The sequence below is a fragment of the Clostridium sp. genome (assembly GCF_036569345.1).
Classification (GTDB): Bacteria; Bacillota; Clostridia; order Clostridiales; family Clostridiaceae; genus Clostridium_AD.
The window spans coordinates 13,526-27,714 of sequence record NZ_DATCQT010000073.1 but is presented as its reverse complement, the minus strand read 5'-3'; the positions used below and the strand labels follow the sequence as shown (position 1 = coordinate 27,714).

Here is a 14,189-nt window from a genome sequence, read left to right as displayed (position 1 = left end):
TGTTTTTATTGTGAAAAATATACCTCTAAAGACTCCAAAATATGATATGACAAGTCCTAAATATAAAAAACTTACTGTAGATAAACTACCGATTATTAAAACTTTTGAAAAGTTTAATTACACTGAACTTCTAAATAATTATAAAACCGTTCATGGCAAAGACAAAAAAACTGTGAATTCTCGTGGTAAAAATCCTGTATCACTTGATACTGTCTGCCCTCAATGTGGTGCTCCGCACAACTATATTTATGATAACGCTGGCGGTCGTGGTCAACTTTGGTGCAAAGTCTGTGATTTACATTTCAATAAAAACAAAGATGATCTCAAAACTGAAAAACTCCTCTGCCCATTTTGTGGACATGCTCTAAATAAAAAGAAGGACCGTAAGAATTTTTATATTCATAAATGTGTTAATAAAAAATGTACTTTTTATCTTAATTCTCTTGCAAAACTTTCACTTGAAGACATTAAAGAATACAAGAAAGATAAACACAAATTCAAACTCCATTACATTTATCGTGAGTTTACCACTAATTACTTTGATGTGGATTTATCTTCTATGCCAAAAGGTGCTACAACCCTTAATTTCAGAAACTTTTCTCCTCATGTAATGGGCCTTTGTTTAACATACAACATTAATTTAGGAATATCTACACGCCGTACGGCGCTTGCTCTATGGGAAATCCATGGTGTTAAAATATCTCATGTCATGGTTAGTAGATATGCCATCACAGCTGCCGCTTTAGTTAAACCCTTTGTTGACAATTATGACTATAAACCTACTGATTATCTCGCTGCTGATGAAACATATACTAAAGTAAAAGGGACTACTCAGTATGTCTGGCTTGTTATGGACGCCATCAAGAAATCAATTTTAGGTTACCAAGCATCTTATAGCCGTGATGCTGGGCCATGTATTTTAACTATGCGTATGGCTTTTGATAAGTTTAAAGTTTTTCCCGGCAAGTCTCTTAAATTCGTTGCTGATGGTTATACCGCATATAAGCTTGCGGAGCAACAGTTTAAACTTAATAACATGGACTTTGACGTAATACAAGTAATTGGACTTACTAACTCTGATCCTATTTCAACTGAATATCGTTGGCTTAAACAAATAATAGAACGTCTCAACAGAACATTTAAATTCTCCTATAGGGTTACAAATGGCTTTGGCAGTGAGGAAGGTTCCAACACGCACTTGGCGCTATTTGTAGCCTATTACAACTTTCTCCGCCCACATAGCTACGCTTATTGGGGACCATTGAACTCAATCCCTGAACTTGAAAAGATTCCTACTATGCCGGGAAAATGGCAAAAGTTAATCGAACTTTCACAACAACTTATACTCCAAAAACAGAGCGCATAGCCTAATCCAGAATCTACGTTTAATATAATAAAATTAGTTTTACCCGTCAGTTTTCTGTAAAAAGCAAATAATTTAAACAGGTGTATTTGTGCTGCTTTTTATTATTCATAGAAAATAAAGTTCTCAATTTTTAGGAATTCGGCTACAAATAAAGCATATTAAATTTATTCAAGATACATTTTTGCTTTTCAATCTGCATTTTAAATCCTAATATTTTCATTATAGTTTTTTCATAAGTTAGTTAACACTATCACATTTGTTTTATACCATAAATTATTTTTAATGGATTTTATGCCAATAAAATAAACTATGTTAATTTTTTTACTTAACATAGTTTAAAATAATTATTTATTTAATGTTTTTACTTAAACTCTCCTTGTGAAGATTATTCAATAATGCTTCCGAAGTAGCCAATAAAATCCAAAAATAAGTTGTTACTTTAGGCACAAAGAATAAATTGTCTGATAAGTTCATAAATAAGAAAGCAGTCATGCTTGCCATTACACCAATATAAAATGGTTTATGGAATTTATCTATAGTTGCTTTATACAATTTGTTAACTCTAAATAGTGCAGTTGCTAATATACCTAAGAAAGAAACTATTCCAATTATACCCAATTCACTTTGTACTTTTAAATATGAATTATGAGATGGATAACTCCTATAGTAATAATACTGTAGTTCCTTATATTTCATTATATAATCATTATATCTAGTAACATAATTTCCATTACCAACACCTCGAATTGGATGATCCTTTATCATCTTCAAAGCAGTTTCCCAAAGTTTAACTCTTGGATCATCCTTTGATAAAATAGCCATCCCTTTAAATCTTTGGAAAACAGAAGGAATGAAACATATCAAAATACCAAAACCACCAAGAGCAAAAATCAACTTAATACTATAAATTAACGTAAGCACTAATAATCCTATTACAAAACCTAATACTGCATTTCTAGAAAAAGTCATTAATAAATTAGAAATAACCAATATTGAAAGTAATATGTAAACTATTTTCTTTTTCTTTTTCTTTTCATAAATGCTTAACATAATCACTGGAAAAATTATTAGTATTAAATAAGCACCGTAAGCATTTGGATTAAAAAGTGTCGCCGCTATTCTTATACCTCCACCTAAATCATTTGCTTTTTTAAAGCTATCATCCAGAGCGAATCCTGTAAAATACTGAACAATGCCTATACAGCTTAAAATAAAGGAAGTAAATATATAGCAATTTAATACAACATTTATCTGTTTTTTCTTATTCAGCTCATATTTTATAAGAAAATACATAAATATATACGACATAAACCTTGCACTTTCACTTAATGCTAGCTTTTTATCTACTGCATAAGAAGTAGACACAAGCATCATAACCAATAATATTGCCATAAATATACTCAATTTATCTGTAAAGAAATTTATAATACCCTTAATAAAATTTTCTCTACCTTTCCTCGAAACTATTAAATTCATAATGTAGGCAAAAATTATTAATGCCAAAATTAAGTCAGTGAGTGGCATCCCCTTAAACTTAACATCTTCTGGAATTAAAGGTAATAGCATAATATATACGCATGTTAATAAAAATAGAATTTTCCGAGAAAAATCCACTTCCCCACCTCGTTTCAAATGGTACAAAATCATTTTAATAATCTTGTGGTTATTTTAACAATTTTGTTAAATCTTTAATTCAGAAGCACAAGCCCCTGATTTCTTTAATTTTATAAACTATTCCACCCAAAAATGCGATACAATCTTTCCTATGTACAACTCATCTTTTTGTTTAATAATCAAATTTGGTGACGTGCCAAATACTAAACAATTATCTGGAATAACCTCATCTTTAATAGTAGTACCAGTAGATATTACTACGTTGCTACCTATCTTGGCGTCTCCAAGGATAGTAACATTAGAATACAAAATCACATTTTTGCCCATTTGTGGATACTTACCCTTATTACCTCCAACTGTACACCCTTGGTAAAAGAAAAAGCCATCGCTATATTTAGCTCTACCTAAGACACTTGCCATAGGATGCTCAAGTCCAAAGTACTCAGGCAATTCAATTTCATAGTACCAATCGACAGAATGCATTATTTTATTAAGATAATAAATCTTAGCTGCTAAATTTGCATCTCCACCCTTGCGATGCACCGTGTTCGCAAGGTAATACAAAAATATTGAATACTGCCCTGAATGGTAAGGAGAAAAATATTCATTCCCAATGCCCACTTTATGGTAATATTTATTTTTGGTCCTCTGAAAACATGTTTGAAGTCTCTCCAAGGTGATGTCTATAAAAGGCACAATATCTCCACATGGTCCAAAGTTATTGGATAACTGCCTATTAATGTGGGTTATTAATTCTTGTTTACTGAGTTCCATCTCCATAACTTAACCCTCCTTCTAATTTCAATATTACTCTATGGTCTCTTTATATACCTTAACATGTTCGTATAGCTCGTTAAATTCATTCTTGAAAAAGTGCTTCGCTAGTATCTGCATTAGTTCATGATCTTCTTCTGAATCTATATCGAGTACTGCAGTATCTTTCATTAATATAATGTCAAAGAGTCCATCAAGAGGACTGTTTTCAAGTTTGTTTAGCAAACTATAACGCCTATAACAATAAATAGAAGCATTCATATCATAAACTTTTGGGGCTTGTTGCCTAGCAACAAACTCGGAGGATATTATTTTCTGTATTTTCCCGTTTTTTTGCTCCACCATATTAAAATATGGGTTTCTCCTTGAATTTACTACTGAAAATACAACATCCAAATCTAAATTTGCTTCGGCTTTCTTTATTGCATTGTCGATATCTTCTGTTTTTCTTAAAGGCGATGTAATATCCAAATCAATTACATAATCATATGTTGTATTTAATTTTGCTTCCATATATTTTAGTGAATATCTTATTGATGGTACCTTTGGTGAATTATCCATAGCCAATTCTTTTGGCCTATTTATGCATTCAACATTTTTATCTTCACTAAACATATTTAATAGTTGCTGACTATCGGTATTAATGCTTATATCTATATTGTAATTAGGATTTCTTTTTTTGAATAGATCAGCTGCAACTATAGTGTAATTAATAAGTGGAATTCCTAAAAAATCTCTAGCGTTTTTATTTTTAACACCTTTAGATCCTGCTCTTCCACAAACTGTTATTAAAATGTTCATCTTCTTCAGACTCCTTTATTATTTTCAGTAGTTTTACTGCCTCGTAGATATCATTCCAATTTCCTTTTCCGCCACAAACATTTTCAAAAAAGTACTCAATTTCCTTTACATACATATGATTTGTATCATACTCAAATACTTTTTCTTGTTTACTTCTAGAATTGTATACTGTTTTGTTTATAAAATCTCCGCGAATTAGGCCATTTTCAGTAATTAGCTCTACTTCTCTTCTCGATTGCTTACCGAAGTAATCTAAATGAAGTTCGATAAATACATTTTTGGTTCTTGCAACATATATTGAAATATCCTCACAACTAACTTCCAAATTTGATACTTTATCTTGAAGATTATATATTCTTTCTGGAAATCCAACTAAATCAGTTATATAATCTAACTCATGAATACAATCAATTGAAACTCCTCCACCTTGATCTTTATGAGCACTGTAGACTTCCCTATAATCTTGATTAGGTCTCCAACCAGGTAAATACGTAGAACATATTGACCTTAAACTGTATACTTTCTCATTTTTAATAATATTTTTTATTTCCTTAAATATAGGGGTATATCTAAGCGGAGCGGCTACATATATTCTTTTAGATAAATCATTATTAATAAAACTAATATCGTATTTATAACTATCAAAAGCAGGTTTTTCAAGGAAGAAATATCTTCCTTTTTCTATCACGCTTTTCAGAGTATCATAATGCAAATGCGTTGGGTTTGTTATGAAAATGCAATCATAATCGTTATCTAAATCACTAATAGAATATAAAATTTTATCTACATCATCCATTAAATTACTGCTTTTTTTTGATTTTAAACAATGGATTTCGGATTTTATTTTATTTTTGCTAAGATATTGCAATACATTCTTTAAATGCCTTTTACCTATAGAACCTAACCCTATAAACAAAATCTTCATTATTTTCTTCCTTCAATCTGGTCAATAACTTTAATAATTTTATAATCATCCTCAAATGTATGTATAATATTATTTCCATCACCATTAATAAAATTCATAAAAGTAGTGATTTCACTCAAATAAGCATTTTCTATAATATTACTAACATATTTAGTATTTCTATCGATTGATTCATATGTATTAATTGTTTCAAAATCCTTATTATCAAAATTATAATCATATAATGTTTCTGGAGTTCCCTCCCATTTAATATGAAGCTCTTCATTATAAACTTCTAAACTTCTTGTTGCTTTTCTCGAAGCAATATCCACATTAAATGATCCAACGTTACCATTTTCATGTTCAAACATTATCATATAATTATCACAGTAATTCAACTTTAAATTAGTGATATTATTTCTAATAACATGAACATTTTTAATATCACCAAAAGCTTTTACGATCCATGGTAACTCTATAGCCATAAGTTCTCTACATCCATTTGTCCTTTTATCTGATACAAAAAAGTCTTTATAGTTTTCCCAAGGATGCCAATCTGGAAGATACTGACCTACATGATATGAGTAGGCTAATTTGCCTTTATTGCAAACTTTGTCAATTATATATTTAATTTCATTTCTATATAGGAAAGTTGAAGATAAAAATAACTTTAATTTCTTTTCTTTAGCTACCTCAATAATTTCATCATAATTATCTGAGATTAAATTTATTTCAGTAAATACATTTATATTCTTTTTTAAGCAATTCAAAATTATTTCACTATGATATATTGGAGATGTACAAATAAAAGCTGCATCTGGCTTTTCTACATCTATAGCTTCATCCAAATTTGTATATGTTTTTAAATTAAATAGTTCTTTAATTTGCTCACATCTATCAATGCTTAGGTCTACGCCAATAAGAGTAATATCCTTATAATTTTCCTTAATAAGTCTAATTCTTCTTTTTCCCATAGAGCCTGAACCTACAACTAAAAACTTCATACTTAAATCTCCTTTAGTTCCTTACAAGTTAAAGAAACTTTTATTTAGCTTTTGCTAACCTTTTCTTTAAAACTAATATTCCTAAAATTCCTGCCAAAATAATCATTGTATATCTTATAATCCAAATATCTCTAGAGACATAAAAAATTACACTAATTACAGCTATAAATGATATTCCATATATAAAGTCTTTAATATTACATATCCTTATATCAGATACTTTTAAAGCAATTATATAATGATAAACGAAAAGTAAAAAATAAGATACTATTGTGTTCCAAGCTGCCGCCATATAACCAAATCTAGGAATGAGGATATAATTAAGTCCTATATTAGCGACCGCTGCCAATACTGTTCCTAGGGCTATATACTTAGTATTTTTGGTGTAAAATTCTAAATTTACTGGAATGCTATACAAGAAAGCAAAGTAATACCCTATCATAATAAGTGGTACCATCTGTATTCCTTCTAAATAAGCCTTAGTTCCCATAATACTCGAAACTTCTGGGGAAATGAAAATTAAAACAAATGATATTAAAGAAAATAAAATTATATAGTACCTTACCTTCTCTGAGATCTCATCATAGTTTTTCTCATCCATTTTCCCGAAAAACCAAGGCACCCAAGCTTTATTTGCTGCCATCCACACAATACTTAAAATCATACCAATTTTATATGAAAAATTATAGATACCTGCTGCGCTTTTGCCAACCATATTACCTATCATTATAGTATCAGCAGAGGTTAAAATTATTTGAGATAGGATATGAAATACCAATGGAACGGAAATTCCAAGTGCATACTTCCAATATTTTAAATTTATTAGCTTTTTTCCTTTTATAATAAATATTGCATATAATATCACACCATAAACTATCACAACAAGTGCTGAACCGTAAATTCTTCCATAATATTTATCAACATTTAACCTTTGTATCCAAGCAATAGATAGTAAAACATTTAACAATGTACTTGTTATTGAAACAATCAAGAATTTTTTATACTTATATTCAACTGAATATCTAGTTGTTGCAAAACTAATAACAAAAGTAAAAAAACTTTGAAAAACTAATATATTTACTAAGTTTGGACTTATGCCCAATTTAGCAGCAATGAATTGTTTGAAAATTAGTGCTATTATTAGCCCTATTAATAGTGGAATTGTTGAAAGAAAAAGTATTGATGATAAAAATCCATCAAAGTCCTCTTTAAAGTCAAATTTCCCTGTATTAACTGCAGATTCAAGTCCTAAACTAATAATGGAAGTTAAAATTGTAACATAAACAGTATATATACCTACCGTTCCAAAATCACTTGTTGAAAGTAATCTCGTAAGAATTGGGACTGTTAAAAAATTAATACCTTGAATGCAAAATGTTCCTATAGTGAACCAAATTCCACTTTTAACCAATCGACTTTGATATAATTTCTTTAGAAAATCTATATTCATTTCTATCTCCTATCCACCTTAATGATAAAGCATAAACCCCACACTAAAGTGGCTTGATCAATAACTTACGTCCTTAAATATTATTAAAAACCAAGAAATAACAAAGTTATTTCTTGGAATTTTTTATTAGTTCACATACTGCTTTTATATCTTCTTTTTTAAGTCCTACAGAACTCGGAAGATTTATTCCTCGTGCGTATAATTCATTTGTAACTGTTAAATCCCCATGTCTGCTGCCTTTATATGGAGGCATATCGTGTATAGGCATAAAGAAAGGTCTTGCCTCTATTTTTTCTGCATTTAATTTTTGTATAAGTTCGTCCCTTGATATACCATATTCATCTTCAACTAGGATTGAATATAGCCAATAACAATTTTCTACATTTTCTCTTTCTGCAGGCAATGTAATTCCTTTAACCTTACCTAACAGTTCATTGTAATAGACTGCATTTTCTCTTTTAATTTTTAAATAATCTTTAACATTTTCAAGTTGAGCTACCCCAAACGCAGCCAAAAGATTTGGCATTCTGAAGTTATATCCTATTTCTGAATGGTAGAATGCTTTATTTTCAGTAACTACTTTTGTTTGAGTAGATAAAAATTTTGCCCGCTCGCCATGCTTTGTATTGTTAGTTACAAGCATTCCACCTGCTCCAGTAGTTATAAGCTTATTTCCATTAAAACTAAAGCATCCTATATCACCTATGGTTCCGCTCATTTTACCATTGCAAGTAGATCCTAATGCTTCAGTCGCATCTTCTATAACTAATAGATTATGTTTTTTCGCTATTTGCATTACCCTAGTCATATCTACAGGATGACCATAAATATGTACTGGCATTATTGCTTTTGTTTTAGATGTTATTAATTCTTCTATTTTTTCTGCATCCATAACAAAAGTATCTCTGCATACATCTACAAACACGGGCTCTGCCCCTACGTATTTTATAGTGTTAACTGGAGATATAAATGTTAACGAAGGAACTATAACTTCATCTCCTTCTCCTATTCCAAGTGTCATTAATGCTAGCTGAAGAGCTGCTGTACCATTCATTGTAACTACAGCACTTTTGCTACCTACATATTCACTAAATTTTTCTTCAAATAAATTAACATAACTACCTACTGAAGATACCCAATTAGTATCTATACAGTCTTTAACATATTTTAACTCATTGCCTCTAATTTCTGGTATACATAAAGGTATCATAACAAAAACCTCCTAATTTTTTTAAACATTGTATATGTCTGTTTTAAAATACTGCATGTTATTTCTTATCCATTTTACTGTTGCTTCGAGACCGTCATCTATAGTGTAATTAGGCTTCCAGCCTGTTAATTCTTTTATTTTAGTATTATCAGCCCATAATCTATTAACTTCACTGTTTTTCGGTCTTAATCTCTCATCATCGCAAAGAATTTTTACATCCTTACCTATTATGCTTATTATTTTTTTAACTGTTTCTCCTATTGTTATCTCGTGATTTGAACCAGCATTTATAACTTCACCAATAGTTTTTTCACTTTCTGCTATCTTTATGAACGCCTCAGCAGTGTCTTTAACAAAGTTAAAGTCTCTAGTTGGAGTTAAACTTCCAAGCTTGATTTCTGTTTTTCCTGCGAGTATCTGTGATATTATTGTTGGAATTACAGCTCTTGCAGATTGTCTTGGTCCGTAAGTATTAAATGGTCTAATAGTCGCTATAGGCATATTAAAACTTTTATAATAACTTTCTGCCATCTTGTCTGCTCCTATTTTTGATGCTGAATATGGAGATTGACCCTGCATTGGGTGTTTTTCATCAATTGGTACATAAAGTGCTGTGCCATAGGTTTCACTAGTGGATGTATGTACAATTTTTTCTACTCCATATTCTCTACAAGCTTCTAAGACATTAGTAGTACCTTCAACATTTGTTCTTACATATGCCATAGGTGATAAATAAGAATACGGGATTGCAATAAGTGCAGCAAGATGAAATACTACTTCTTGACCTTTTATAATTCTTTTCATTCCATCATACTCTCTTATGTCCCCAGTAACAACTTTAATACTATCTTTAACCTTCTTATCGAAAGTATCAATCCATCCCCAGTTATTAAAAGAATTATATTGAGCAAGTGCTGTAACATCTGCTCCAAGTTCCACTAATCTCTCTGTTAAATGACTTCCTATAAAACCTTCTGCACCTGTGATTAAAACTTTTTTCCCTTGCCAATTCATCTCATCTACTCCTTTTGATTAAAAATTAAACCATTCTTTTTATATTTTAAAAAATTCATGAATATCCGTGTTGGCCTTTCTATAGTCCTCTATTTGTCCTATATCCTTCCAATACTCAGTTATTTCATATACACCTGACTTATATTTATTGCTAATTGCGTCTTCTATTAAATCTGTCATATTATAAACTTCATCTTCCTGTATGTATTTTATAATTTCAGGATTAACAACGTATACTCCTCCACTAATGTGAAAGTTATATGTAGGTTTCTCTTCCAAAGACTCTATAAGCATATTATCAGTAACTACTACCCCATAAGGGACACTCATTTCATAATTTCTAACACCTACAGTTATATTGAAGTTGTTTTCTATATGGTGATTTAAAAATTTTTCAAAATCTATTCCTGTAAGTATATCTCCATTTATAACTATGAAAGGTTTTATGAATTTCGCTTTTGCTAAGGCAATTGAGCCTGCTGTACCTAGTTTTTTAGTTTCTCTAATGTATTCTATATTAACATCAAACTCTTTTCCGTCTTTAAAGTATTCCTCTATTATTTCTCCTTTATAATTAATAGAAATAATAAAGTTTCTAAAACCAAATTCTTTAAATTGTTCTATTAAAAGCTCTAGTATCGGTTTATCACCAACAGTTAGCATAGGTTTAGGTACTGTTTCTGTTAAAGGTCTTAATCTAGTTCCCAGACCTCCTGCTAAAATAAAAACATAATTATCTTTTACATCATAAGATAATATATCATCTATAAAATATAAATCCATAAGCTTTTTATCTTTATCAATAACAGGTATCTGTCTTATCTTATTTTTAAGCATATATTCTCTTGCTTTCTTTTTACTATGTTGCTCTGTAACATATTTATAGTTTTTAGAATATGTATTCTCTATACCATCATTTATACTGGAGTCTTTAAGCATAGCACGTCTTATATCACCATCTGTAATAGTTCCTACTAATTCATTATTTTCATTTACAACTAGAGCGCCTCCAGTTAAGTTTTTATCTATAACTTTCATGGCTTCTTTTATTGTAGAACTAACTCCTATACAATAACTATCAATTGAAAATCTCATAATATCACCTGCACTTTATAATTTTTGATGGAACTCCTACGGCAACTACATTATCTACTATATTTTCAATAACCACAGCTCCGGCTCCTATAATTACATTGCTGCCTATATGTACTGTTTGAATTATAGAACTTCCCATACCTACATGAGTGCTTTCCCCTATACTCACCGCTCCGGCTAGACAAGCCCTAGGTGAAATATGAGTGTTTCTTTGCAAATTGCAATCATGTTCGATTACTGAGCCCGTATTTATTATACAATTTTCTCCTATAATAACACCTGGATTAACTATTGCTCCAGCCATTACGCAAGTTCCAAAGGCAATTGTTGCATAAGGTGAAACTATTGCCTCTTTATGTATAAGCACCGGTATATTAAATCCTATAGCCAATAAATTGTTATATATTGTGTCTCTAATCGAAATATTTTGAAGTGCGCCAACACATACAAATGCATTTTTTACACCACTGTTATATAATTCTTTCAAAATGCTGTCATCACCTATTATAGGGATATCTAATACATTTTTTTCGTCGATGCATGCTTTATCCGTTACACCTATAATATCATATTTGCCAATACTTTTTATAATATCTATAATAACCTTGCAGTGCCCCCCGGCACCTACAAGTACGATTTTCTCCATAATATCACCTCAACTTTAACTTCTAAGTTAATAAGTAATTCTCTTTTGTATAAGTTCCCGATCTAGCTTTATTTCACTTAAAATTCGAGCTATTTTACCACTGGCATTTCCATCGCCATAAGGATTTGTGCAAGTTTCTAATTGTTTCTTAAAACTCTCATCGCTTATTGCTTTTTTAATGCCTGCTTTTACAGATTCTTTTCCATAAGGTATATCTATTATATTGCAAGCTCTTAATCTTCCACCCTGCCGTGATCCTATGTTAACTACAGGTAATTTAAAGCTAGGTGCTTCAATTATACCTGATGATGAATTCCCTATCATTACTTCTGCTATTTCTAAAAAGCTTAGGTACTCTACTTGAGTTAAATTTCTAAATACCTTTAAGAAAGGATATTTAGCTCTATATTCCTCAATAACTTTTATAATTTCGCGACCACCATTATCACTGTTTGGATATGAAACTATAGTTTGATATCCTAGTTCTACAACCGCATCTAGTGTTTCTCTGATTTGCCATTCCACCAAGTCCCGCTCTGTAGTTACTGGATGCTGAGTTAGTAAAAATATCTTGTCATCTTCTAATTCGAATCTCTTGAGCATTTCACTTCTTGATAAATATGTTGTTTTTTTAATGTAATCAAGACCCGGAGCACCTACTACAAAAATATTTTTTTCTTTCTCACCTAATTTAATGATTCTTTGTTTGCTGTCCTCATTTGCTGGAAAATGGATATGAGAAAGTTTAGTTATAGCGTGTCTTACAGATTCATCTACCGTTCCTGTTACTTCTCCACCATGAATATGAGCTACAGGAATGTTCATATGTATAGCTGCAGTTGCTGCCGCTAGCATCTCTCCTCTATCCCCTAGTATTAATACTACATCTGGTTTTATTCTCTCAAAACTTTGAGCCATACTTATAATTGAAATCCCTATAGATTTTGCCATTGCTGTTCCTGTATCTGACGCGAGTATTGTTTCGAACTTATCTGATACAACAAATTCATCTTTTTCTATTTCATTTATAGTCATTCCAAATTCAGGACATAAATGCATTCCACAAACAATAAGTTTAAGGGTAAGTAGCTCATGTTTTTCAATTTCTTTAAGAACATGATAAAATATTCCATAATCTGCTCTTGTACCTGTTATAACTGCTATTTTTCTTTTCATATATATCCTCCTTGCAGCGCTCTGGGGGAATAGCAATTATTAATTGTTATTCTCCTATTTTATGTAGATGTTAAACGATTCAGCTCATTTTTATTCCACCATATTTAAGGTTATTTGCTCATCTATTTTTATATCTCTGTTAGTTGTTTTACCAATAATATCTATGTATAGCTTAGGTGAAAGTCCAGTTCCTGGTCTTTTATAATCTAAGTCAGTTAAGTTTATAATCTCACCCATTTTTATATTTCTAGAAGCTACAACACTTTTTCTTGCTGCCTTCATAGTATCTACTTCGCTAGTGTTATATCTTTTAATTCCAGTACCAAGCGCTATTTCTATATCTCTAATTGCTTCAACCATTTCTTTTAGCTCGAGAGGATTCAGTGATGCTTTATGATCTGGACCTTCCATATTTTTGTCTATTGTAAAATGTTTTTCAATTATATTACTTCCCATTGCAGCTGCCGCTATGGATATAGTTATTCCCTGAGTATGGTCAGAGTATCCTGACACAATCTGAAAGGCATTTTTTATGGTATTCATAGCCTTTAAATTAACATTTTGCAACTTAGCTGGATAATTTGAAGTACAGTGCAAAACTGCTACTTCACTATTACCCAAAAGGTAAATTGTATTTATTGCATCTTCAATTTCTGATAGAGTTGCCATACCAGATGATAAAATCATAGGTTTATTAAATCTTGCTATATATTGAAGAAAGGGGATATTAGTTAAATCTCCCGAACTAATTTTAAAAGCCTCCATGCCAATTGACGCTAAAAAATCAGCGCTTTCAAAATCAAAAGGTGTAGACAAAAACATAATGCCTTTATGTATACAATATTTTTGTAGTTCTATAAAGTTTTCGTAGGTTAGTTCTAGTTTCTTTAACATATTAAACTGTGAGTCAACTTTGCCTATATTATTCTTTTGATAATCAGCCATATTTGCATATCCAGTAACTAATTTTTCAGTTTTAAAAGTCTGAAATTTTATAGCATCAGCTCCAGCAAATATAGCTTTGTCCACCAACTGTTTTGCTATATTTATGTCTCCATTATGATTAACTCCAGCCTCTGCTATAATAAAAGTTGGATTACCATCACCTATAACTTTATTCCCTATCTTAAACATA

13 protein-coding genes are annotated in these 14,189 nt (G+C 30.7%); 1 reads left to right on the top strand and 12 read right to left on the bottom strand.

What is annotated here, in order from left to right; translation table 11 throughout:
* Positions 1 to 1,366: DDE-type integrase/transposase/recombinase (locus VIM70_RS07785; RefSeq protein ID WP_331945184.1), on the top strand; the 1,366-nt coding region annotated here is incomplete at its 5' end.
* Positions 1,367 to 1,714: 348 nt separating this feature from the next.
* On the opposite strand, the gene VIM70_RS07780 is transcribed toward VIM70_RS07785, so the two are convergent.
* From VIM70_RS07780 to neuB, 12 genes are all read right to left on the bottom strand, one after another.
* Positions 1,715 to 2,932 (bottom strand): O-antigen ligase family protein, encoded by a 1,218-nt coding sequence (locus VIM70_RS07780; protein WP_331945183.1) that lies wholly within the window; start codon positions 2,930 to 2,932, stop codon positions 1,715 to 1,717.
* 165 nt (positions 2,933 to 3,097) lie between these two features.
* Complete coding sequence (locus VIM70_RS07775) at positions 3,098 to 3,760, bottom strand: transferase (RefSeq protein WP_331945182.1); 663 nt, start codon at positions 3,758 to 3,760, stop codon at positions 3,098 to 3,100.
* Positions 3,761 to 3,787: 27 nt separating this feature from the next.
* Positions 3,788 to 4,555, bottom strand: coding sequence for an acylneuraminate cytidylyltransferase family protein (locus tag VIM70_RS07770; RefSeq protein ID WP_331945181.1), 768 nt, complete (start codon positions 4,553 to 4,555; stop codon positions 3,788 to 3,790).
* Positions 4,515 to 5,480, bottom strand: a complete 966-nt coding sequence (locus VIM70_RS07765; protein WP_331945180.1) for a Gfo/Idh/MocA family oxidoreductase — start codon at positions 5,478 to 5,480, stop codon at positions 4,515 to 4,517. The genes VIM70_RS07770 and VIM70_RS07765 overlap by 41 nt, the downstream gene beginning before the upstream one ends.
* Entirely contained in the window at positions 5,480 to 6,463 is a 984-nt protein-coding gene (locus VIM70_RS07760) for a Gfo/Idh/MocA family oxidoreductase (protein ID WP_331945179.1), read from the bottom strand. The genes VIM70_RS07765 and VIM70_RS07760 overlap by 1 nt, the downstream gene beginning before the upstream one ends.
* A gap of 40 nt (positions 6,464 to 6,503) precedes the next feature.
* Entirely contained in the window at positions 6,504 to 7,913 is a 1,410-nt protein-coding gene (locus VIM70_RS07755) for a lipopolysaccharide biosynthesis protein (RefSeq protein ID WP_331945178.1), read from the bottom strand.
* 106 nt (positions 7,914 to 8,019) lie between these two features.
* Positions 8,020 to 9,123 (bottom strand): LegC family aminotransferase, encoded by a 1,104-nt coding sequence (locus VIM70_RS07750; protein ID WP_331945177.1) that lies wholly within the window; start codon positions 9,121 to 9,123, stop codon positions 8,020 to 8,022.
* Between the two features lie 21 nt (positions 9,124 to 9,144).
* Positions 9,145 to 10,137, bottom strand: coding sequence for an NAD-dependent 4,6-dehydratase LegB (locus VIM70_RS07745; protein ID WP_331945176.1), 993 nt, complete (start codon positions 10,135 to 10,137; stop codon positions 9,145 to 9,147).
* A gap of 39 nt (positions 10,138 to 10,176) precedes the next feature.
* Positions 10,177 to 11,232, bottom strand: coding sequence for a nucleotidyltransferase family protein (locus VIM70_RS07740; protein ID WP_331945175.1), 1,056 nt, complete (start codon positions 11,230 to 11,232; stop codon positions 10,177 to 10,179).
* 4 nt (positions 11,233 to 11,236) lie between these two features.
* A complete protein-coding gene (locus VIM70_RS07735) occupies positions 11,237 to 11,878 on the bottom strand; it encodes an acetyltransferase (protein ID WP_331945174.1) in 642 nt (213 codons plus the stop codon).
* Between the two features lie 27 nt (positions 11,879 to 11,905).
* Positions 11,906 to 13,054 carry a UDP-N-acetylglucosamine 2-epimerase gene (gene neuC, locus VIM70_RS07730; protein ID WP_331945173.1) on the bottom strand — a complete coding sequence of 383 codons (1,149 nt, stop codon included), beginning with the start codon at positions 13,052 to 13,054 and terminating at the stop codon, positions 11,906 to 11,908.
* 90 nt (positions 13,055 to 13,144) lie between these two features.
* Entirely contained in the window at positions 13,145 to 14,188 is a 1,044-nt protein-coding gene (neuB, locus tag VIM70_RS07725) for an N-acetylneuraminate synthase (RefSeq protein WP_331945172.1), read from the bottom strand.
* Position 14,189: the final 1 nt, after the last annotated feature.

Excerpts from the sequence above, each read along its gene's own strand:
- VIM70_RS07780 (WP_331945183.1), bottom strand. The coding sequence starts at position 2,932 with ATGCTATTACCTTTAATTCCAGAAGATGTTAAGTTTAAGGGGATGCCA.
- VIM70_RS07775 (WP_331945182.1), bottom strand. The coding sequence starts at position 3,760 with ATGGAGATGGAACTCAGTAAACAAGAATTAATAACCCACATTAATAGG.
- VIM70_RS07770 (WP_331945181.1), bottom strand. The coding sequence starts at position 4,555 with ATGAACATTTTAATAACAGTTTGTGGAAGAGCAGGATCTAAAGGTGTT.
- VIM70_RS07765 (WP_331945180.1), bottom strand. The coding sequence starts at position 5,480 with ATGAAGATTTTGTTTATAGGGTTAGGTTCTATAGGTAAAAGGCATTTA.
- VIM70_RS07760 (WP_331945179.1), bottom strand. The coding sequence starts at position 6,463 with ATGAAGTTTTTAGTTGTAGGTTCAGGCTCTATGGGAAAAAGAAGAATT.
- VIM70_RS07755 (WP_331945178.1), bottom strand. The coding sequence starts at position 7,913 with ATGAATATAGATTTTCTAAAGAAATTATATCAAAGTCGATTGGTTAAA.
- VIM70_RS07750 (WP_331945177.1), bottom strand. The coding sequence starts at position 9,123 with ATGATACCTTTATGTATACCAGAAATTAGAGGCAATGAGTTAAAATAT.
- VIM70_RS07745 (WP_331945176.1), bottom strand. The coding sequence starts at position 10,137 with ATGAATTGGCAAGGGAAAAAAGTTTTAATCACAGGTGCAGAAGGTTTT.
- VIM70_RS07740 (WP_331945175.1), bottom strand. The coding sequence starts at position 11,232 with ATGAGATTTTCAATTGATAGTTATTGTATAGGAGTTAGTTCTACAATA.
- VIM70_RS07735 (WP_331945174.1), bottom strand. The coding sequence starts at position 11,878 with ATGGAGAAAATCGTACTTGTAGGTGCCGGGGGGCACTGCAAGGTTATT.
- neuC (WP_331945173.1), bottom strand. The coding sequence starts at position 13,054 with ATGAAAAGAAAAATAGCAGTTATAACAGGTACAAGAGCAGATTATGGA.
- neuB (WP_331945172.1), bottom strand. The coding sequence starts at position 14,188 with ATGTTTAAGATAGGGAATAAAGTTATAGGTGATGGTAATCCAACTTTT.